Source organism: Pseudomonas tremae (assembly GCF_023278125.1).
Lineage (GTDB): Bacteria > Pseudomonadota > Gammaproteobacteria > Pseudomonadales > Pseudomonadaceae > Aquipseudomonas > Aquipseudomonas tremae.
In genome coordinates, this window is record NZ_CP066271.1 from 1 (window position 1) to 19,306 (window position 19,306).

Sequence of the window (19,306 nt, forward strand, 5' to 3'; positions counted from 1 at the left end):
ATGAGCCACGACCAGGCAATCAGTATTTCCCTCGGCTCCTCGCTCACGACCAACGCCGATCCGATGGCCATCAGCACCCACCTGCCTCCGGCCCGCTTTTTTGAAGACGGCACTGCGCTCAACCGGTTATTGCTGGAAGCGCCTTACATGGCACGGTGCAGCGACGACAAAACCGCTACCCGCGTTCGCCCTCGTGAATACGCCCTGCGTTATCCCTATATGCAGGTCAATCGTCCCGGTATGGTGTCCTGGCTCGTGTTCGATCTGGACCATGCCAACGCATTAGCCTGGGACGATGCAGGGTTGCCCGCGCCGAACCTGATGGTGCGCAACCGCAAGAGTGGCCACTCCCAGTTGTTCTATGCCGTGCCGTCCGTGTGCACAACTGAGAATGCACGGACCAAGCCCATTCAGTACATGAAAGCCATCTATGCCGCGTTTGCCGCTCGCCTCGATGCCGATGTGGACTACCACGGGGGGCCCGTGGCCAAAACACCCGGCCACCCCTGGTGGGAGACCACCGAATTTCATAGCCACGTGTACGAACTGGGCGAACTCGCGGGCGCTGTTGAGTTGACAGTGAAACCTTGGGCTACAGGCCCCAAGCTCGACCAAGTCAGCCATTCGCGGCATTGCATCCTGTTCGAGCAGCTGCGTTATTTTGCGTACAGCATCGTCAATCGCGAGCGTGAGCTGGGTTCGTTTGAGTCTTTCATGCGCTCGCTCGATGCGTATGCCTACAACCACAACAGCTTTCTAAAGCAGGGTTTTTCGGAAAACCTGCCCCTGTCGTCGATACGCGCCACGGTCAAATCCGTAGGCCGCTGGACGTGGGATCGCTACACCGGTGATCGCCGTTGCCACCGAGGGGCAATGCAGCTCGATGGCAGCTTATCGCTCACTGAACGGCAGAGCCTGGCGGCCAAACGCACTAATGAACTGCGGCACAAAGCCACAGAATCGAAGATCCGAGCAGCGTGCAGGCAGCTTCAAGACCAGGGCAAGGCACTGATACGTTCTGCCATTGCAACACTTGCCGGCGTTTCGGTGAGAACGGTGGCCAGCTACACGCACATCCTTACTGAAGTCGCCCAACCGTCCACTGTGAGCGTTCTCAAGGTCAGCCGTAAGGCTGTGCTCATGCAACTTCAGCAAGATATTTCACCCGCTACCCCACCCGTTCCGGCCCCTGTTGGTCAGCCTGCTGATGGCCGCGCCTCGGGTGTGCAATCCGGTATACATCAGATATCTGCGGTGCCGAAGGGGCCGCAAGCTGGAGAGCCGTTAAAAAATGAACATGACGATTGTTCATGATGGGGAGTGCGCTAATGATTTAAGTGCGGCCTGACAGTGGTCTATGTGCTGTTGGTCGGCTTGAGTTGACGAGTGATGGCAGCGCGCCGCTAACTGTACGTTCATACAGCTAACTCTGTTTCCAGCTAGGTTCTCCCATGAACGTCAAAATCCTCGGTAGGTTGTGCAGGTCTGGAAAGGTCATACCCTTCTACACCTTCAAAATCCCCGCCGGTTTTCCTAATCCTGCTGCGGACCACATCGAGCAGGATTTTTCATTCGACCGGCTGATGGACTTGCGTGCGCCTCACATCTACGTGGCCAAGATCGATGGCGACAGCATGGAGGGCGCAAAGATCTTTCATGACAGCTTGGTGGTCGTAGATCGTTCGAGAAAGCCGTCCAGTGGCAGCATCGTGATTGCCGCAGTGAACAATGAGCCTCTGTGCAAAATTCTCATCCTGCAGGGCGACCATGTGGTGCTGAAATCAGCCAATCCCGCCTATCCGCCTCGGCATATCCTTGAAGGTGAAGAGCTGTCGATATGGGGCGTTGTGCTACATGGCGTCACAAGCTTTGAGTAATAAGCCAACGCCGGTGTTCGGCCTGGTCGATTGCAACCGTTCCGGAACGCTGTTAACCGTTACAAGCGATAATTATCATATGAAACAGTTGATTAGGGTTACTAACCGTTTATCGGATGGTGTCAAGCTCAGCCACAGGATGGCGTTTTCAGCTCATAGGGTCGGATCGCGGTGCTGCCTTATGCCTTCGTTGGAGCGTGGTTGATGAGCATAAAATTCCTCGGCCTGTTAGGCCCCTCGTCAATTGAGCTGCCCTTCTTCCTGGCCAAGGTGCCAGCCGGATTTCCGTCCCCAGCTGCTGATCACCTAGAAAGTCGCATCTCTTTGGATGAGTTATTTGACATCCGCGCTCCCCACATTTATCTCGTAATGTAGTGGTCTAATGATTCCGGACACTCATTTAGGCGAGAATATCGCCAGATATAGAGGTGTCTGATGACCAAGCAACGCCGTACCTTCTCCGCTGAATTCAAACGTGAGGCCGCAGGCCTCGTGCTCGATCAAGGTTATAGCCATGTCGAAGCTTCTCGCTCGCTTGGAGTGGTCGAGTCTGCGCTGCGTCGCTGGGTTAGCCAGCTCCAGCAGGAGCGCAATGGCGTGACGCCTCAGAGCAAAGCCCTGACGCCCGAGCAGCAGAAAATTCAGGAGCTGGAAGCGCGCATCGCTCGTCTTGAGCGGGAGAAATCCATTTTAAAAAAGGCTACCGCGCTCTTGATGTCGGAAGAACACGAGCGCTTGCGCTGATCGATCAGCTAGGTGCCCATGAGCCGATCGAATTGCTGTGCGAGATGTTCGAGACACCTCGCTCGTGCTACTACGACCATTGCCAGCGGCGTCGGGCTCCAGACACCGAGCGGGTTCGTTTACTCAGTCGAGTCAATGAGCTGTTCGGGCAAAGTCGAAGCGCTGCTGGCAGCCGCAGTATCGTTTCGGTATTGCAGGAAGATGGCGAGCAAATTGGCCGGTTCAAGGTACGTGGCCTGATGCGGGAACTGGGATTAATCAGCAAGCAACCTGGCTCTCATGCTTATAAAAAAGCAACAGTGGAGAGGCCTGACATTCCGAACATTTTGAATCGGCAGTTCGATGTACCCGCGCCCAATCAGGTTTGGTGTGGCGACATCACCTACATCTGGGCGCAAGGAAAATGGCATTACCTGGCGGTGGTTATGGATCTTTATGCGCGTCGGGTGGTGGGCTGGGCGTTTTCAAACAAACCGGACACGGACTTGGTCATCAAGGCGCTGGACATGGCTTATGAGCAACGCGGCAAGCCTCAGGGCCTGCTGTTTCACTCAGATCAGGGCTCCCAATATGGGAGCCGACAGTTTCGCCAGCGGCTTTGGCGATACCGCATGCGCCAGAGCATGAGTCGCCGAGGTAATTGCTACGACAACTCGCCGATGGAGCGTGTATTCCGCAGCTTGAAAACCGAGTGGATACCCGCCGTGGGCTACATGACGGCCCAAGAGGCACAGCGGGATATCAGTCATTATCTGATGCATCGCTACAACTGGGTTCGGCCACACCAGTTCAATAATGGACTGGCACCCGCTCAGTACGAGAAAAAACTTAACGTCGTGTCCGGGATCAGTTGACCACTACAATTGCTATCGCGCTAGCTGAATGGAAGAGAACATTATAATTCAGCGCTTCAAAATTTGAGTTTCTGGGAGCTGCATTCGGGGCAGATATATCTTAGGTCTGTATACCCCGAAAGCACCTCCTTCAGAAATACCACGGTCTGCCTTATTCGGATTCTTTCGCTGATCCAGTCCAACCCTTACGCAACCCTCAAGCAGTGAATCGCCCCGAATTTCCTAGACGTGTCCGACTGGCTCCTTTTGGCCGTTCTCTGCCGATCATGGTTACAAAGCGTGCTGGTCAAATCCGATGCAATCGGTGGTCAGAACGAATGCAAACGACTGGTCAAGTGGAGTGCAATTTCGCAGACGGCCAACCCACAGTCAATGCGAAGTAATGCGGTGCAGAGTACGGATTCGATAATGAAAAAAGCGCCGACGTTACCGCGGCGCTAGGGAGCGATGCATTACGATGTATGCCTACATCGTAGACCCGTGATACTCAAAATTCTGATTTTAATAGACATTATTGGATCTCCTAAAATTCTATGTACCGTTTAGGTATAAGTCGCTACACAGGCCACAAATCAAGTCTGCCCTGGTCGAACGGTGCTACGCCGAACGCTTCGGCGACCTGGTGTGGTGACGCTGCTTCATAATGGCTGCACATAGTGCCTCACGGGGGCATGTGGGTGTACTAATGTAAGATGCCGCCCTGCCCTGCCGTTCCATTTAATCGACTGGTTACAGCCTAATACCAGAAACGATAAAGGGTGCCTCAGGCACCCTCTTCGTACTTGATCTGAAAACCACTCAGCTTCGCCTCGGTTCGCCTTGCGCGAACACCCTGAAGGAATGAGAAAATTATTAATTGTTATTTAATAATTACCAATTAATCCAGAGTGTAACCTTGTGCTTCCAGCGCATGCTTAACTATCGCGCTGACCGTCCTGGGCGCTTTTCCGGAGCGCTTATTTTCACGCACATCGTCCTCAATTTTCTCCAGTATGCCTGGGGGCAAGCTGATCGATACGGGAACTGGCTTCCGCTTATCCGGTGCCTTTGCCAACGGGGTAGAGTCATAAGGCTTGTCAGCAAGCTCTCTGGCCAGACGTTCAGATGCTTCCTCGCTGACCTGCTCCCTCCGATTTGCAGTCTCACTCGCCTTTTTAACTGCCATGGAACACCTCTTTCAACAGACTCTTTATCTCGTTGGCTGCTTCACGGTTTTTCCCTTCTAAAACTGACATTCCCGAAGGAATCGAGTCTTTGTATGCTTTCCGATAGAAGCCAACTGAATCTAAAGGCTTGATCTCAGGATACTCGGAAAGAAATTCCAGGAATTCGCGCCTCTCAGTGATACGAACTGCAGGGTTTGGGGAAGCCATTGATTGATAGGCATATGCCTGCAGGTTTGGGTTTAGATCTCTGCAGCGCAAGACTTGTTCTTGCAGCTCACCAAGGGTGTCCAGATCGAGCTGGCTGCATTGGTTTGGGGCAATGATGATGTCGGCCACTACTGCTCCGGTGATCAATTCACGTGAGTTTCTACCAGCGACGTCGACAATCACATAATCAAATTTCTCGCTCAGTGTTCGCAGCGTAACCGTGATGTTGTCGCGTTTTTCAATCAGGGTGATCTTCGGTTCCAGTTGTGCCGCTTCACGCTCTGCGTACCATTTCGAGGCGCTGCGTTGCGCATCCGCGTCTACCAGGCAGACATCGTGCCCTTCCATTGCCAACCCAGTTGATACGTTAACGGCAGTGGTAGTTTTGCCTACGCCGCCTTTGTTCCCTCCAACGATCACGATTGTGCCCATGGGGCCTCCTGAATTAATTCACAATTAACAATTCGCAAATAACAATTAATAATCAGCTCTGCGGCGCATCTAGTCAAGCCAGATACAGTGCTGATTGGCCCATACCCCTTCTCAACGATCTAGAACAACCCGGCGCTTGGCTTTGCTACCATCGATGTCAGTCGTTGTAAGGATCAACGTGCCAGTAAAGCCGTTGCCTGTGTAGAAGCGGATCCACTCAGCTGCACGTGCTGCGCTGGTCGTGAATTCGTTGATGATCGTAGTAACACCATCGTCATCGATGACCGCTCCAGTAAGCGCATAAGAGGTCATATGCCATTCCCTTAGCCCAGATTGGACGGCACAGCTCCCTGCGTGCCCGAGCGGACACACAGAGGCCATTCGCTGAAGCCAAAAACAGCTTTCAGGTGATTAGGGAATGCTTACTAAGGAACGACATGAGCGACTCGGCGACGCAGGGTGCTGCAACCTCACCGGCAAACTGTTTTATCCAAAAGCGATATTTAGGGTCTGCAAGGTCACGTAACAGCAAAGGACGAGCTGTGATACATTTCATGTTGAGCATGATTTTCCACCAGGTTGATTGTGTTCACGCTGGGGGTGGTTGCACCCATCCCCAGCACCTTCTTTAACTACCTTCTCCTTCTATTAGCCCATGAATGCCAGAATCGGCACGATATCCTGTGGCACTCGACCTGTAAGGATTAGAAAATTTCGCCAGATCTCGTAAGGCACGTCTTGGCTCCCCTCCTTGAACTTCCTAATCCGTCTGTCCGATGCGATGCGAAGCAATCCCGCCAGCTTTTTATCCGTCGCATACGCGTCGAAATGGTCCTGGAAGTGCCGGAAATAGGACCTGACTATTTCTGCGTGAGGTGCTTCCCATCCTTCGTGCTTACGCAACAGGTGAGTACGCGGAAACAAAGCCTCGTCCAGATCCTTCGGACCAGGAATGCTAGGTGCGTGCAGGTTTGCTTCGAGCTGCTTTATCGCCTCGCGAGTAGCCATCTCGAAAATCAATCTCTGCTGTTCAGGGATACCAGGTAGCTCAATCTTCATTGTCATCCCATTAATTAATAAATAATAATTATTAATTGCCAATTAAGAAAACACACTGAGGAACGTAAAGACTGGGGCCTTGCGGCCCCTTCTTCACCGTGGTGACATTTCGATACGCTGAACGTCTGAAACACGGATGTTGACCAGGTTCAGCGTCCCTGTTGCGAACCTTTCCCAGTAGCCTTGCTGATGCACATGCATCAACGCGTAGAAAAGGTAGTCAGGTAGAACGATGTCTGTTCGGTTCACCAGGACACCTATGTGTTCAGGATTGAACACTCGCCCCGGTGCGCCGCATCGTTCTGCTGAACCCCGACGAATTATCCAAAAATGAGCCTCTGGAAAATTCGTCCGGATAGTCGCTACATCTGAAAGTCTCATCTCGTTCCTCGTAGGTGGCAACGACTAGCCCCCTCAGGTTCGAGTGGCTCTCTGCGTGCCACCAACAAAGACATAATAGGCCCATATGGGCCTAAAAACAAGAATTATTAATTACTAATTCATAATTAATATTTAAAGCAGAAACGAGAGCTGGGAATAGATCACTTAGCCTTTACGACCCACAGCTGATCAAGCCGCGTGGTGTAGCTCTGGCTCATCAGCTCATGGCGCATCCCCCAATCCGGAACGGCTGGTACTGATCCTGTACGCAGCGTCCCGCGTCCCCACTTGCCGTTGATCATGTCCAAAGTAGCCATCAGTCGATCTGAACTCGCCGGCTGATTGATGGTGAACAGATCGTCGGTGAATTCGCCTGGCTGGCAGATATCCATCAGCAAGACTTCGGCTTTGCTGTACCTGAAGCCTGGTCGAAAAATCCGCGAAACCGCCTCTGTCGCGAACTGGGTCATCACCCTCACATCGTTGGTGGGGTAGGGCAGCTGAACCATTGCGCCATTTGCATACTTGGCCTCGTCAGGATTGAACTGGCCGGTGCGGATGCTCACCCTGATCTTTTTGCACACGGATCCCTGAGCTCGCAGCTTCTCAGAGGCACGCATCATGTACGTGGCCACCGCCTCTTTGATCGGCCCCAGCTCGGTCAGCCGCTTGCCGAACATTCTACTGCAGCAAATCTCTTGTCTTGGCGGCTCGACTTCGTCCAGCTCCAGGCACGCGGTGCCTGCAAGCTCCCGTGCAGTTTTCTCGATCACAACGCTAAACGTTTTGCGCAGCATCCAAGGATCGGCCATGGCAAGGTCCTTGGCCGACAGGATCTACATGCCCTCCAGGTGCGCTTTCATCTTTCGACCGATGCCCCAGACCTCTCCGACAGAAGTATTGCGCAGCACCCAATCGCGTTTTACAGGGTCGCAGATGTCCACGACCCCGCCGGTGTGCGCCTGAAGACGCTTTGCCGTATGGTTGGCAAGCTTGGCCAGTGTCTTGGTCGGTGCAATCCCCACACCCACGGGAATGCCGGTACAGCGGTAGACTTTGGATCGAATTGACCTTCCCAACTCGGTCAGATTGCCAGGCTCTGCAAACGCCTCATCGATGCTATAAACCTCAACAGCAGGGACCATGGATTCAATGATGGCCATCACGCGCTGGCTTAAGTCGCCATTTATGTGGAATAGAAAATCAACACCATGATGCCCCCTTAGCTCACCGTCTCTGGCTGGCTTGATAAGTGGGATGACCATCATTCATGGAACCACGGTAGCTTACCTGACCACTCAAGGGCGTTTAATCCAGAAGTCTTCCTAAGCAGCAAGGAGAACATCACAATGGGAATTTGCGCTTCCAAACCTAGCGTCCGGCATGACTACAACGAGGATTATGGGAGAAATTATGGCGCTGATACCGCCCAAGCCTCTTCGAACACTTCAAGTTCCGACAGCGAATGGGAGCAATCCACTCCGCACTCGCCTAGGCAACCTGTAGCTGCTGACATACCCGATAGAGCCAAGGACAAGATTTCAGCGCTACGCGAGTCGTACTACAGATCACAGATGAATTCAAATCCGGATCTCTTGCATTATGCAAAAAATATACTCGACGATATAGAATACCGACAATCCAATAGTGACACACTCCAACTTGACGCTCAAAACCTAGGCTCGCTTGCTGCAGCTTATAATACAAGCTTTTCCCAACTTAACCTTCATTGTTTCGACTCGCGCATCGCATTCCTCGATCACCTGCAAAGTCATAATGAGCCCGGCGCGTGGCGTGGTGTTTTTCGGCTAAATCCGCCCTCACTTCATCACGTTGCTGTGGACGTACGTAACCACTCCAATGGTCAAAAGACGCTGATCGTATTGGAGCCCATTACCGCCTATAAGGATGATGTTTACCCTCCTGCCTACTTACCGGGTTATCCTCAACTGCGTGAGGAGGTCAATACGCGATTTCGAGGAAATGCTAAAATGTCTATCATAGAGACTGATGCACAACGTTCATGGCACGACTGTGTCATATTTTCGCTTAACTTTGCTTTGTGCGCCTACCAAAAAGATAGCGTCTTCGATAGTCTTCATGAAAGCTTGGCTGATAGTGGCTATTGTTTTCCAAATAGTGAAGATAGCAGATCGCGACTTACCAGAGGAATAGAATTGGTTGACGGAAAGAAAGTGCTGCCTGCCGTATTTTATAAACATGCTCAGTCCCGTGGCACACTCACTGCTGTAGCGGAAGCTCAGCCCCACATAGCAAACGACAATGTCAGCACAAATCGGTCATCGTCCAGAGAAACGTTAAACGAGCGTGCTGAGGCATTCCGCGTCCATCGGGAGGGGGGTGATCCAGAAAACTATAGTATGTCTATCGAGTCGTCCCGGGCGCGAAAGATAAGGAAAGCCCTAGAGAGCCAATAATAAGATGCATTGACTTATTTAGATGGGTCTCCCTGAGAAAAAAGACATGCGAGGGAGCCGCTGACTTATTCAATAACCAGTTATTGCCTCGTTATAAATCAAGGTCTCCAAAGCGTTCTCGGGGCAAAAAACGAATAAATCAGCGGCTCCTTGGGACGCCCACGATTACCGGCCTTTACTCGCATCGATTTGACTGGGCGTTCGGCCATCCAGCGTCGGCACATCATCGAGCTTGCGTATAAGCCCATCCAATTTTTCCAGGTCACCTTCAACAATAGCCCGCTCATCGGCCGTCAGGGGCACGGCCTCCAGATAATGTCCGATGGACGCTTTACTTTCCAGAGCCTGCGCTCTGGCACTGGCTTTGGGAATATTAAAATCGCAGCCAGCACACGCCATTCGATGAGGGCAACTGCTCCAGAACGGATTTGAACAGTACGAATCGCCCAGATCATAAAAGGTATAAGGGTCAGATGAACGTCGTGCGATTACGTCGTGGTCGATAAGTGTAGCGGCCTGCAATCGAAATGGTCTCGACCTGCAATCATCGCATTTTTCGACCGGGATTAATTGCGTCTATCCGAGCCAACAGACCGAGATTATTTGCGAATGAACCTGCATTCATCTGATCCGACCTGCAATCGACCGTCATGAACCGGAATTGACTGCGAGTGAGCGCACGCTATTTCTGTCTCATTCGAGTACACCTTGCGGGACGCGTGTCTGAGGCGTTTTTTATGTCTCAATAGGGTTGATTTTCATTTTTGATATAGTACTTTCACAAAATCTAGAGCCTAAAGGGACAAAAGCGCTATTGGGGTAGAGGACTGAATCTTGTGACCGCCACTATGGTGCTCAGGAACTCAGGGTTTGGGAGCAACGGAACAGAAAGTGCACTTAATCTCATATTTAGGCAAAAAAGGCGTCAAACAACCTGGCTCCTGTTTGCGGAATCCAGCCTCGTTCAGGAACCTTTTTCGTACTTAGCGCCACATAATTATGGCACAGTGGAGTAGGAGCTGACGTCGTTAAATGACGGCTTCAAAAGGCCACTCCATGTTTAAAATCATCATCGTTCAGAGGAAATATTCGTGACCTATGGCATTCGTGGCGGAGCTGGTACATCGGCGTATTACACTCAGCCCCAGCCTTTTGATGAGTTGAAACTTGACCAAGGACAAATTCAGGAAAAGACGGAAAAGCTCAAAGAGAAAGGATACTTCACTGTTCCCATATCGGAAACTACGAGGAACTATCTGCACGAACAAAGCAGCCTTAGTAATCCTGCATGGCGAGAAGATGCCGTCGGAAAGGTGGTTGATTTAAGGTCCAGTGACTATGAAAGATCAATAACAACAGTGGCAAAAAATATCGCCACCAAGCTTACCGGAACCGAAAGAGAACTCCGAACCCAAGAGTTTCAGCTCCGGCGAGCCAAAAATCAGGGGGCAGATCAATGGCATCAAGATAAAGAGCCAAAGAAGGTCATTTGCATTGCAACGGTTGAAGGTCGTGGTACTGAGTTTGTGAAGCCAAGGGACTCAGAAGGAATATTTAGAACTGGGACTTATGGCAAAATGGTACCTCTGGATGCCGATGCTATTGAAAGAAGAACCAAGGAGGCCAAACTAGATCGCTTCTACTTTTTTGCCGGCAAAGGAATCAGCGAAGGCGACGTTCCTAAACTAGTACATCGCTCTCCGCATGAAAGTGGTAGATCCATTTTTTTGGCACGCTGGAAGTAACTAAAGTTAGGGCGCCGCTAATTTATCAGCGGCTCCTTTGCCGTTTTCCGTGAAGTTAGGGTCGCTATTCGCGCCCCCAGGCTCTCAAACATGACCGGAGAAACGGTGAGGGTAACGGTCGCCTGGTTGACGTCACGTACGATCTGCTGCCAAGCGTTGCGCGCAACTTGGGCGGCTTCGGCCGCCCTGTTCCGGATATAGCGATCGAACCGCTGTAAGCGATCCTTCGCTTCAGGAGTCAGCTCCTGCTGACAAAGCACGCATACTCCACCTTCGTCGGTGACCGGAAAGGCATGCCCGGGATACGCAGTGCTAGTCGAATACTCGCGTGCGGCGTTGAACAATAAAGCCCATGGGCCTTGTCCAGTTCCGGGAAGCCGCTGCGTGGCATCTTCCGACTGCAGTAGGACAGATGCAGCGACTTCAGCCGCTTCGGCCTCCACTAGACTTCGATGAGCCGACTGCGCGGTACCAATCGCACCATCAGATACTATGTTGGCAGCCATAGCGAGGCTGTTTGTCAGCTCATCGACCCTAATTGCTGCGTTGTCGAGGTTCGTTGCCCTGGCGGTGGGATCTGCCTCGCTGATCTCCTGCGGCAGACGAGCGAGGTCTGCTTGCTCATCCGCATTGAGCATGGCCAGAGTACGTGCGCGCGTCAGATCAGTGGCTGGACCAATCGGATGTATTGTTTGGCCGGCTACGGTATCGGCGGGGATGACATTTAATGGTGTAATGTCTGTGGCAAGCCCCGCGATTTCTGCCTGAAGCCTTGGTCGTAGAGCTTGATTTAGACCATTTGCCAACTGTTGAAAGTAGGCCAGGGCGGACGGCTGAAAGGTGGCCGCCTCTCTCGTCTGTAGGTAATGACGGGCACAGTCGCTATCAAAGACGGAGATTCCCCTGAGCTCGGGCCGAGGGACATGACCGCGCTGACCGCTCCAGATCGCCTGCACCGGGGCGTTATCCAATTCGAAGTCGATAGTTGTAACGACCTGCAATCGAAATGGCCTCGACCTGCAATCAACGCCTTTTCCGACCCGAATTAATTGCGGTTATCCAGCCCCGCAAACGAGATTCAGTGCCAATCAACCTGCATCCATCCGCTTCGACCTGCAATCGAGCACAGCCAACTAGGATTAATTGCGACTGAAGGCTGTCGACTGTGGCAACTGTCGAGCTTAAATGCCTATCTTTTCGACACTATCTGACAAATCTATAGAATTAATCCTCAGGAAAAAGAACTTCGTCTGGTTTTATACGTAAGTGACCAGTGAACTCGAACTGGGTCGTGTCTTTTTGTAGAAAGTGACTAAGCGTTCTAACAGAACATCCTTTCGCATCCACTTTTAATGCCCCACTCAAAGGAGTTCCCACGTTTTGGGCGGCTGCCTGATAAGCAGCAAGTACAAGATGAGAACAGAACGCGCCGTCTTCCCCCCACTTTGGATTGGATTCGAACGCGTCTTGGCCATATTTTTTTGCAGAGGCTATGGCTAATGGGCCAAAGTTTGAAAATCGAGTGACAGACTTAGCGGACTTAATTGCATTGTAAGGTATTTTTCGTTCGCTTGCCCATGACATGGCTGACTGCGCTGCCCAGTCACCTATATTTTTGTCTTTAGGCCGGTAAACCTGATAAAGGCCCTTGCGCAAGGCGGTGTCCATTATACCGCCGCCGCGCATTTCAACAACTTCACTCTCCCCCTTCCCACCACGCTCGGTTGAAACTGGATTTTGGGGATTTCGAGTCCACAATATTGCGTGAACCGCACTGGCTTTACCTATATTATTCCTCAGCATAGACAGACCTTCAAGTTTTTGGCCAGCAATAATAATTTTATGCAGTTTCTCGGTATCATGTGGCTCATCGATCAGAAGCAAAATATCGCCTGGAATAAGATCTGCTTTCTTCACATTGGGCCTTTGTGGGTTCAGCACAGCGCTCATAACTCGCGCGTTTTCAGCGGGTTCCGTTGACACTGATGTTGGGGAGCCGACAGGCGAGCTGATTGAATCCCTTTCCTCGCCGAAAGAAGCCCTCCCTTGCTCTTGAGCTAGGTTATGCTCAGATGTTGTGTTCTGTTGAATGCTAAAAGAAGTACCACCTTGTATTCTCATATATCATCATTACTGCCTGTGTAAGTATTAATTTAATAGCTATTTATTGAATGTCGTGCAAAAGATCAAATTAGACGGCTAGAGAGCTACAGACTTGTTATGGCATAATCTGCTTTAGTACATTCTCCATCTTGAATTTTTATTTATTTGGTCAGAACCCCTCAATCGGTTCCACATAAAGCAGTCTATTAAATAAAATATATTTTACTGGCTATGGTCTGAACCCTAATTGCGAACCTTTATTTTTAGACGGCGGTTGCAGGGGCAGAATGCAGCACAGTAACTGAATTAAAGTTTACGTAGCATATTGCACACTAATTTACTTGGTCATCACTTCAATCGGACATTTAAAATCGAAGTGCTCACGGCCTCACATTAATTGCGAATGAAACCGCATTCCGTCGCTTCCGATTCATATTAGCGAATTAAAGTAAACGATTTCAAATCGGCAGTCCCGCCGCCAGCATCCTGTCGCGCAGTTCTGTGGTGCGAGCCGGATCGAGTGCGTTACTGAACAGCGCTTTGATCTCGGTGGGTCTGGCGTCGAACTGCTCGACCAGATCCTTGATGCGGTAGCCATGGCGCGTCAGGGTTGGTTCCAGATCATCCAGTTGCCGCGACAGCACGGATTCCACCAACTCCGCTGAGACAGGTTTTTCTCCGGTCAGGTAACCGGCCTCCAAGGCCAGGCTGATGTGCAGTTGAATTTGCAGCGGTGTGCGCAACTTGGTGGCGAGCAGGTCGATGGCGTCTTCGGTCAGAATCGATTCAGCGTCAACCCTGCCCTCCGTGCAGGTCTCCAGCAGCCAGTGGATGTACTCACGCTGACTGCCAGCGATGCCGTCGAGTGAGAAGATGTCGGTGCGGTAGCCAATTTCCTCCATCGTCGGCCGACGCAGATCGTTGCGCAGTTTGGGATGCCCGGCCAGCACCACCGACAACCGACCGTCACCGTCCTCGACCAGCTCCATCAAGCGCTTAAGTCCGGTCAGCGTATGGCCATTGAGGTCATGGGCCTCATCTACGAACAGCGCCACTGGGCGTTTGTTCTTCTTCACCAGCTCGCGCAAATCGCGCTCACGCTTTTCCCCTTGGGTCGGGATGCGTACCTGTTTTTCGGTGGACAGGTCGTAGTAGAGCGCGGCGATGAAGGTGGCCAGTTTGATGCTGTGCTTCTCAATGGCGAGGGACTTGGACACGGTGATCTTCTTCTCTGCCTCCATCACCTGTTGAAGCCGTCGCAGCATCACGGTTTTGCCACTGCCGATGACGCCACAGAGCGCAATCAGGCGGCCTTCGAAGATCGCGCCCTTGATGTCTTTGATCAGTTGCTGATGGTGGGCAGTCTCAAAATAACCGGCCTGGTTCAGCGGCAAAGTCAGCCCGTAGTGATGCATCACTTCAACCCGCATGTTCGTCTCCTGTTTTCTTGTTGCGGAAGTAGCTTCTGACGCGTTCAAGGACAACCCGTCGAATCAAGGTCTCGCTCACCACCTGGTGGATAAACGCTAGATCCTCTTTCGAAAGCTTGGCCAATGGCTGCGCCAGTTCGTTGGCGACGGCCAGCTTGGCGGCGATAACACTGGGAAAGTGGTACTCATGCGCTTCGGCATCGAAGGGCAGACGTGGCAACTCCACGGGAACGGCGGACGGTGTCAGCCTCACGTCGTTCCCGGCCAGCGCGGCGATGGGCAGGCCTAACTGATCGGCCAGTGAACGGATGCGTTCGGATCGTTCATCGGCTTTGCCACGCCTGAACGCTCTGTATCGATGCAACGGTATGGGTCCGGACACCGGGTAGAAAGGACCGAAGCGCTCGCCATTGAACTCAGCATACAGCTCGTTATCAAACAGTCCCCAGAGCAACACCACGGATTCTCCCGCCATGTCAGGCTCGACCTCAAAGGTTGTGCCCTCAATGGTGACGCGTGCATCAACGCCAACCTTGCGTCTCTCTGGCTCGCGAGCGAAGCGGCAGAACTGCTCCCAGGTACACATCTCGCGCAGGCCTTCGGCGGGCAGGTTGGCTAGCCAGTCCTCAATACGCGAATGCGGTTCGCAACGATGGCCTTGCACGTTGTAGGTGCGCACCAGGTAACGCATCAGCCATTCGTTGGCCTGCACCTCGGTTTCCGGCTTGTGGAAGTGGTACAGCGTCTCGTGAGCTTCCTTCACGGTACGAAAGGGCCGCTCAACCTTGCCCTTTGAGCGAGCCGTGGTGCGTGTGCCATCCTTGCCAGCCGGTATGTGCGTCTGCCACTCGATGCCGAGCGCCTGCATGACGTTCTGGAAAACGCGACGTTTGGCCACGGGGCCGTTGTCCAGGTAGATCATCTTGGGACGGCCTTGGAACGGAAAGGTCGGGTCAGCCTTCGGTACCATGGCGTTGAACAGAAAGCGCAGCGCCGTTTCCGCGTCTTCACCGTAAACGCAGTGGTATTCCTGGTAAGCCACACCGCTGCGGTCATCTACCACGCTGAACAGCATCAGCGTCGGTTCACCCTTGCTCGGGTCAATCCATTCAGGCTTGTCGATGTGCTTGAGGTCGGAAGGTGACAGGTCGAATTGCCAGCAGTCATTGCTGTGCTCAGCCTGAAACCGAACGGCGGGCGGTTGCCGCAGTAATCGCGACTGATTCAAGAGCCAGCGACCGAGGTATTCGTTCACCGTGCTACGGGTCAGAATACCCTTGGGTGCTCTGACCAAGCCTTGCTCAGTTTCCACCCCGTAATCCTCCAACAGCTCGATAGCGCGGCGAGTGGAAAGGTGCCGCCCTTGCTTGTTCGTGGTACGTAGTTTGAGCGCAGCGATCAGATCGCAGTAGCGTTCCAGCTGGGCCCGCTGCAATACACGCGGCTTACCGCGATCGGCACGGTGGACCGTATGGGGTTTATGGATGAGGTTCAGCGCCCGGTACACGGTGCTGGGGGACACGCCGTACAACTCAGCTATCGCGGCCACTTGTGTAGCCCGCTCCGGGCTTTTCTTCGGCAAGCGGTCGAGCCGTTGCCGCAATTGCAGCAACGAGTCAACAGGAATGGAACTACGCTTGGCGTCCATTTTGAGCTAGGGCTCGATACACTGAAGCACGACCAACGCCAAGCTTTCGAGCAATTTCTGTGGCACCTAGATTTTCTTCGGTCCATAAGCGCTGAACTTCCAGAGGGTCAATCGACGGTTTGCGGCCCCGGTAAACACCACGAGCTTTAGCGTCAGCAATTCCTTCAAGCTGCCGTTCGCGTCGCAGGTTGGTTTCAAACTCAGCGAATACGCCCAGCATGTCCAAAAATGCTTTTCCGGCTGCGCTCTGCGTATCGATTGGTTGCTCCGTCGCCTTGAGACTAACCCCACGTTCTTTAAGTGTATAAACGATGTCTTGAAGATCCTTGATGCTACGTGCGAGACGATCAACACGCGTCACCACTAATGTATCGCCAGGGCGTAGAAAATCGAGCAGTGTTTTCAACTCCGTCCGACCAACCCGGCTAGCCCCGCTTTTTTTCTCGGCACGCACGACATCACAGCCCGCTTCACGCAGAGTTTTTTCTTGCAGAACGAAATCTTGATCGCTTGTGGAAACACGAGCGTATCCGTAAAGGGCCATCGTCAAGTATGTCTCTTTAGGCTCTAGAAGCTGAGAACTTACCATATCAAAAATGAAAAGCCACCCTATTGAGACGCAAAAAGCGCCTAAGCCACGCGTCTCACAAGGGTGTACTCGAATGAGACAGAAATAGCGTGCGCTCACTCGCAGTCAATTCCGGTTCATGACGGTCGATTGCAGGTCGAATCAGATGAATGCAGGTTCATTCGCAAATAATCTCGGTCTGCTGGCTCGGATAGACGCAATTAATCCCGGTCGAAAAATGCGATGATTGCAGGTCGAAGCCATTTCGATTGCAGGCCGCTACAATTATGGAAGAGGGTGCACTAATAGAGCCTCCACGATGCACGAGGTGCAATGGAAAACTACGCCCCGGTGTGGTTTGGTACGGTGAGGATTTGCTTCCAGACGTCTGGAAGTCTGCATTGTCGTTGGTGAAAAGCTGCGACGTGCTTATTTCAGTCGGCACGTCTGGAATTGTCACCCCTGCCGCAGATTTACCTAACATTGCTCTGGCTTGTGGCGCGACTGTCATCCACGTAAATACGGTTGATGTAGGGATGGGGGCGCCCAATGAAATCATGTTGATCGGTAGAGCTACACAAATCCTCTCTCACCTATCTGCTTTTTTGTCTCGCGAGCTCAATTCACCGTAACAAGTACTCACTCTGACTGTGTTTACTGCACCCGAACGCGACGTATTGATGAAACAGCCTGGCTAGAACGGACGGTGCGGAGCTCATTTTTCTATCCCATTAGCGGTTCTCGGAGGTTTGTGATGACGACTCCTAAAGAGCGCAGCCGCGCCGTGATTCATACGGAAGGCTTCCTCAAACAGCTCGCGCGGGATACTTCCCTCCCTGAAAAAGTACGCCGGGACGCCCACTTTTTGCTTCGGCACTATCCTGAGAGGAGCGATGTTTTGCTGGCTGGGCGACTTGAGGAGGAGGCGACAATGCTGCCGTCGTTCCCGTTCTTGTATCCGATATTCGGATCTACGATCGATGAGTAGCGTCGCAGCACTGATCACCATATCGACTGGACAGACGCAGTTCGTTAAAGTCGCGCGGACGTCATTTTCTGTGCTACGAATCCCCCTCGCCGGCAGATGTCGTGTCCGGGATCAGTTGACCACTACATTACAGTGTGATTTCTGCTGACGCAGGAGCACTGAAAAAAGGCGGCGCAACGATTACAAATGCTGGCCTCAGCCTCGGTAAGTAATCAGCAAGGAAAGTCAGATATGAAAGTGAAAGCGCCTGGAAAAATTACCATCACAGTTGAAGCTAGCTCCCCAAAGGCTTTAGAGAAGCTTTTGGATCAAGCTTTGTTCGAGCTCAAGTTGAGGAGTACGGACGATGACGGGTATCAGCAGGCTCTCTCTAAAACTACGCAAGGTGAGCAGGCCGGTACGTTGGGCAATTACAGCTTTGACTACAGTGCGCCTGAAATCGAGTGAGATGAATTATTCTAGGAAATCATTTATGGAAGCCGGAATGAATATGACCGAAGAAGAAATGCGGCAAGCACTGTTCGGCTCTAGCGGGTCTGCCGGACATTCAGCGACCCCACAGGCTCAAGCGCATGCTGTGGTCAGAAGGCATGAGCATTCAGTTGATCGGCGGAAGACGGCCAAGAATTTTGTACCCAAACTGATAGTCACGCTGCGTGTAGGCAATGAGTATGAAGGCAAGACAGAGCTGATCACCCACGAGGCCGATACGCTCAGCCTCCTTCAGGCTGAAATGGATGCGTTGAAGATCGCTCGCAAGAAATACAGATACATCGAGCTGGTATCAGTCAGATCGGCGAAATAAATCTGCCTAGGCCCTTACCCAGGCTGGTAAAGCTCCAGTGGCGTTCGTTGGCCAGCAAGTAGGAATAGACTTATGACTACCCGAACCTTTGTGGTTGGTTGAAGAACAATTGGCCAGTGGCGAGTGGATTCCCATCGAGCAACGATCTGGCCGAAGCTGAAAAGAAGCTGTCTACCGCGGAAAACAGCTTTTCCGGCCTGGCCTATAGGCTCTATCGCACAGACTGGTACGAAACAGCCGACAAGGCCAATCGCTCCCGGCCATAACTTCACGGAAAACGCCCAATTCTGCCTAAGCCTAGCCATCGAGCAGTGGCAGTAGAACGATGCCACTTTTTGCGCCCACGACATCGAAGGACTGACGATATGGTCACTATATCCCGTAAGTACATTCGTACCGAGCCGCCGCTGTTGTCCCAGTCGTGGCTTGAGATATTCACCCTTCTAGCATCTTTGATCAGTGCTCCTGTGTTGCCTCCCCGGGAAACCAATTGGACTGAATCATCTGGCTGTCGCTCGAATTCAATCCGAACCAGGATGGGATAGTCATACCCGTTGCCTTTTGCCTGAAGCGGCTCAGTACAGGTTATGAACCCCATGACAGGGGCAATCGCGTTCATGGAATGTCCCTTAGTGCTTTGGCTGTGCAGCGGCTCAGCAATCTTGCCAAGTCTATTATCAGGCTCTGTTTCGGAGCTGTCTTAGGAACCCTCCTGTGCTTTTTGAACACTCAAGCGAGGCATCGGCTCTTGCCGGTTGGTCAAATGAACAACAATGTCGAGGCAGCGATTAGGAAAAGCAATGATTAAGGCTAATAGTTGGAGCAGCAATCTGAATGCATACAGAATACTCCAAGAACCGC

Annotated in this window: 20 protein-coding genes and 5 pseudogenes; 11 read left to right on the forward strand and 14 right to left on the reverse strand. The window is 52.2% G+C overall.

Features of this window, described 5'->3' with window-relative positions:
* The 4 genes and pseudogenes from I9H09_RS25950 (at window position 1) to I9H09_RS25965 (ending at window position 3,475) form a co-directional block, all read left to right on the forward strand.
* Window positions 1–1,314 (forward strand): replication initiation protein, encoded by a 1,314-nt coding sequence (locus I9H09_RS25950; protein WP_122347983.1) that lies wholly within the window; start codon window positions 1–3, stop codon window positions 1,312–1,314.
* A gap of 137 nt (window positions 1,315–1,451) precedes the next feature.
* Window positions 1,452–1,877, forward strand: a complete 426-nt coding sequence (locus I9H09_RS25955) for a LexA family protein (protein ID WP_054990107.1) — start codon at window positions 1,452–1,454, stop codon at window positions 1,875–1,877.
* Window positions 1,878–2,081: 204 nt separating this feature from the next.
* Window positions 2,082–2,246: pseudogene (locus tag I9H09_RS25960) on the forward strand (peptidase S24); the annotation flags it as partial.
* Between the two features lie 66 nt (window positions 2,247–2,312).
* A protein-coding gene (locus I9H09_RS25965; RefSeq protein ID WP_122346372.1) for an IS3 family transposase occupies window positions 2,313–3,475 on the forward strand; the annotation gives its coding sequence in 2 pieces (ribosomal slippage) (window positions 2,313–2,568 and window positions 2,568–3,475; 1,164 coding nt in all).
* 562 nt (window positions 3,476–4,037) lie between these two features.
* Here I9H09_RS25965 and I9H09_RS25970 read toward each other — a convergent pair.
* From I9H09_RS25970 to I9H09_RS26000, 7 genes and pseudogenes are all read right to left on the reverse strand, one after another.
* A pseudogene (locus I9H09_RS25970) lies at window positions 4,038–4,130 on the reverse strand (SOS response-associated peptidase); the annotation flags it as partial.
* 222 nt (window positions 4,131–4,352) lie between these two features.
* Entirely contained in the window at window positions 4,353–4,640 is a 288-nt protein-coding gene (locus I9H09_RS25975) for a hypothetical protein (RefSeq protein ID WP_054990110.1), read from the reverse strand.
* Complete coding sequence (locus tag I9H09_RS25980) at window positions 4,630–5,280, reverse strand: AAA family ATPase (protein WP_054990109.1); 651 nt, start codon at window positions 5,278–5,280, stop codon at window positions 4,630–4,632. Before I9H09_RS25980 ends, I9H09_RS25975 begins: the two co-directional genes overlap by 11 nt.
* A gap of 111 nt (window positions 5,281–5,391) precedes the next feature.
* On the reverse strand, window positions 5,392–5,592 hold the full coding sequence (locus I9H09_RS25985) for a hypothetical protein (protein ID WP_054990108.1): 201 nt from the start codon (window positions 5,590–5,592) through the stop codon (window positions 5,392–5,394).
* A gap of 336 nt (window positions 5,593–5,928) precedes the next feature.
* The gene (locus I9H09_RS25990; RefSeq protein ID WP_016569388.1) at window positions 5,929–6,339 is read right to left on the reverse strand and encodes a hypothetical protein; all 411 of its coding nucleotides are present in this window, start codon (window positions 6,337–6,339) and stop codon (window positions 5,929–5,931) included.
* Window positions 6,340–6,432: 93 nt separating this feature from the next.
* Window positions 6,433–6,720: a hypothetical protein gene (locus tag I9H09_RS25995; protein WP_081032899.1), complete on the reverse strand. Its 288-nt coding sequence runs from the start codon at window positions 6,718–6,720 to the stop codon at window positions 6,433–6,435.
* Between the two features lie 161 nt (window positions 6,721–6,881).
* A pseudogene (locus I9H09_RS26000) lies at window positions 6,882–7,910 on the reverse strand (Y-family DNA polymerase); the annotation flags it as partial.
* 159 nt (window positions 7,911–8,069) lie between these two features.
* On the opposite strand from I9H09_RS26000, the gene hopZ2 reads away from it, so the two are divergent.
* The gene (gene hopZ2 / locus I9H09_RS26005; RefSeq protein WP_080268148.1) at window positions 8,070–9,158 is read left to right on the forward strand and encodes a type III secretion system YopJ family effector HopZ2; all 1,089 of its coding nucleotides are present in this window, start codon (window positions 8,070–8,072) and stop codon (window positions 9,156–9,158) included.
* 165 nt (window positions 9,159–9,323) lie between these two features.
* Here the strand turns inward: hopZ2 and I9H09_RS26010 are convergent, their stop codons facing one another.
* Window positions 9,324–9,680 (reverse strand): hypothetical protein, encoded by a 357-nt coding sequence (locus tag I9H09_RS26010; RefSeq protein ID WP_235662959.1) that lies wholly within the window; start codon window positions 9,678–9,680, stop codon window positions 9,324–9,326.
* Window positions 9,681–10,249: 569 nt separating this feature from the next.
* Here I9H09_RS26010 and I9H09_RS26015 point away from each other — a divergent pair.
* Entirely contained in the window at window positions 10,250–10,903 is a 654-nt protein-coding gene (locus I9H09_RS26015) for a type III effector HopAZ1 (RefSeq protein ID WP_055002489.1), read from the forward strand.
* Window positions 10,904–10,920: 17 nt separating this feature from the next.
* On the opposite strand, the gene I9H09_RS26020 is transcribed toward I9H09_RS26015, so the two are convergent.
* The 5 genes from I9H09_RS26020 to I9H09_RS26040 form a co-directional block, all read right to left on the reverse strand.
* Window positions 10,921–11,904, reverse strand: coding sequence for a hypothetical protein (locus tag I9H09_RS26020; RefSeq protein WP_183142466.1), 984 nt, complete (start codon window positions 11,902–11,904; stop codon window positions 10,921–10,923).
* 223 nt (window positions 11,905–12,127) lie between these two features.
* Entirely contained in the window at window positions 12,128–12,853 is a 726-nt protein-coding gene (locus tag I9H09_RS26025; protein WP_235662958.1) for a hypothetical protein, read from the reverse strand.
* Window positions 12,854–13,464: 611 nt separating this feature from the next.
* Window positions 13,465–14,436, reverse strand: coding sequence for an ExeA family protein (locus tag I9H09_RS26030; protein WP_103391643.1), 972 nt, complete (start codon window positions 14,434–14,436; stop codon window positions 13,465–13,467).
* Entirely contained in the window at window positions 14,426–16,063 is a 1,638-nt protein-coding gene (locus I9H09_RS26035) for an IS481 family transposase (protein WP_221036040.1), read from the reverse strand. The genes I9H09_RS26030 and I9H09_RS26035 overlap by 11 nt, the downstream gene beginning before the upstream one ends.
* A gap of 4 nt (window positions 16,064–16,067) precedes the next feature.
* Window positions 16,068–16,628: a recombinase family protein gene (locus I9H09_RS26040; RefSeq protein ID WP_005782565.1), complete on the reverse strand. Its 561-nt coding sequence runs from the start codon at window positions 16,626–16,628 to the stop codon at window positions 16,068–16,070.
* 305 nt (window positions 16,629–16,933) lie between these two features.
* Between I9H09_RS26040 and I9H09_RS26045 the strand changes: the two are divergent.
* The 5 genes and pseudogenes from I9H09_RS26045 to I9H09_RS26065 form a co-directional block, all read left to right on the forward strand.
* Window positions 16,934–17,284 (forward strand): annotated as a pseudogene (locus I9H09_RS26045) (SIR2 family NAD-dependent protein deacylase); the annotation flags it as partial.
* A 122-nt stretch (window positions 17,285–17,406) separates the two neighbouring features.
* The gene (locus I9H09_RS26050) at window positions 17,407–17,640 is read left to right on the forward strand and encodes a BPSL0761 family protein (RefSeq protein ID WP_046463947.1); all 234 of its coding nucleotides are present in this window, start codon (window positions 17,407–17,409) and stop codon (window positions 17,638–17,640) included.
* A 231-nt stretch (window positions 17,641–17,871) separates the two neighbouring features.
* Entirely contained in the window at window positions 17,872–18,087 is a 216-nt protein-coding gene (locus I9H09_RS26055; protein ID WP_054990115.1) for a hypothetical protein, read from the forward strand.
* Window positions 18,088–18,130: 43 nt separating this feature from the next.
* Window positions 18,131–18,445 carry a hypothetical protein gene (locus tag I9H09_RS26060; RefSeq protein WP_054990134.1) on the forward strand — a complete coding sequence of 105 codons (315 nt, stop codon included), beginning with the start codon at window positions 18,131–18,133 and terminating at the stop codon, window positions 18,443–18,445.
* Window positions 18,446–18,561: 116 nt separating this feature from the next.
* Window positions 18,562–18,711: a hypothetical protein gene (locus I9H09_RS26065; protein ID WP_183142490.1), complete on the forward strand. Its 150-nt coding sequence runs from the start codon at window positions 18,562–18,564 to the stop codon at window positions 18,709–18,711.
* A 143-nt stretch (window positions 18,712–18,854) separates the two neighbouring features.
* On the opposite strand, the pseudogene I9H09_RS26995 reads toward I9H09_RS26065, so the two are convergent.
* Window positions 18,855–19,064: pseudogene (locus I9H09_RS26995) on the reverse strand (hypothetical protein); the annotation flags it as partial.
* Between the last annotated feature and the right edge of the window lie 242 nt (window positions 19,065–19,306).

Excerpts from the sequence above, each read along its gene's own strand:
- I9H09_RS25975 (WP_054990110.1), bottom strand. The coding sequence starts at position 4,640 with ATGGCAGTTAAAAAGGCGAGTGAGACTGCAAATCGGAGGGAGCAGGTC.
- I9H09_RS25955 (WP_054990107.1), top strand. The coding sequence starts at position 1,452 with ATGAACGTCAAAATCCTCGGTAGGTTGTGCAGGTCTGGAAAGGTCATA.
- I9H09_RS25985 (WP_054990108.1), bottom strand. The coding sequence starts at position 5,592 with ATGACCTCTTATGCGCTTACTGGAGCGGTCATCGATGACGATGGTGTT.
- I9H09_RS25990 (WP_016569388.1), bottom strand. The coding sequence starts at position 6,339 with ATGAAGATTGAGCTACCTGGTATCCCTGAACAGCAGAGATTGATTTTC.
- I9H09_RS26030 (WP_103391643.1), bottom strand. The coding sequence starts at position 14,436 with ATGCGGGTTGAAGTGATGCATCACTACGGGCTGACTTTGCCGCTGAAC.
- I9H09_RS26060 (WP_054990134.1), top strand. The coding sequence starts at position 18,131 with ATGACCGAAGAAGAAATGCGGCAAGCACTGTTCGGCTCTAGCGGGTCT.
- hopZ2 (WP_080268148.1), top strand. The coding sequence starts at position 8,070 with ATGGGAATTTGCGCTTCCAAACCTAGCGTCCGGCATGACTACAACGAG.
- I9H09_RS25980 (WP_054990109.1), bottom strand. The coding sequence starts at position 5,280 with ATGGGCACAATCGTGATCGTTGGAGGGAACAAAGGCGGCGTAGGCAAA.
- I9H09_RS26025 (WP_235662958.1), bottom strand. The coding sequence starts at position 12,853 with ATGAGCGCTGTGCTGAACCCACAAAGGCCCAATGTGAAGAAAGCAGAT.
- I9H09_RS25950 (WP_122347983.1), top strand. The coding sequence starts at position 1 with ATGAGCCACGACCAGGCAATCAGTATTTCCCTCGGCTCCTCGCTCACG.
- I9H09_RS26055 (WP_054990115.1), top strand. The coding sequence starts at position 17,872 with ATGAAAGTGAAAGCGCCTGGAAAAATTACCATCACAGTTGAAGCTAGC.
- I9H09_RS26040 (WP_005782565.1), bottom strand. The coding sequence starts at position 16,628 with ATGGCCCTTTACGGATACGCTCGTGTTTCCACAAGCGATCAAGATTTC.
- I9H09_RS25995 (WP_081032899.1), bottom strand. The coding sequence starts at position 6,720 with ATGAGACTTTCAGATGTAGCGACTATCCGGACGAATTTTCCAGAGGCT.
- I9H09_RS26050 (WP_046463947.1), top strand. The coding sequence starts at position 17,407 with ATGACGACTCCTAAAGAGCGCAGCCGCGCCGTGATTCATACGGAAGGC.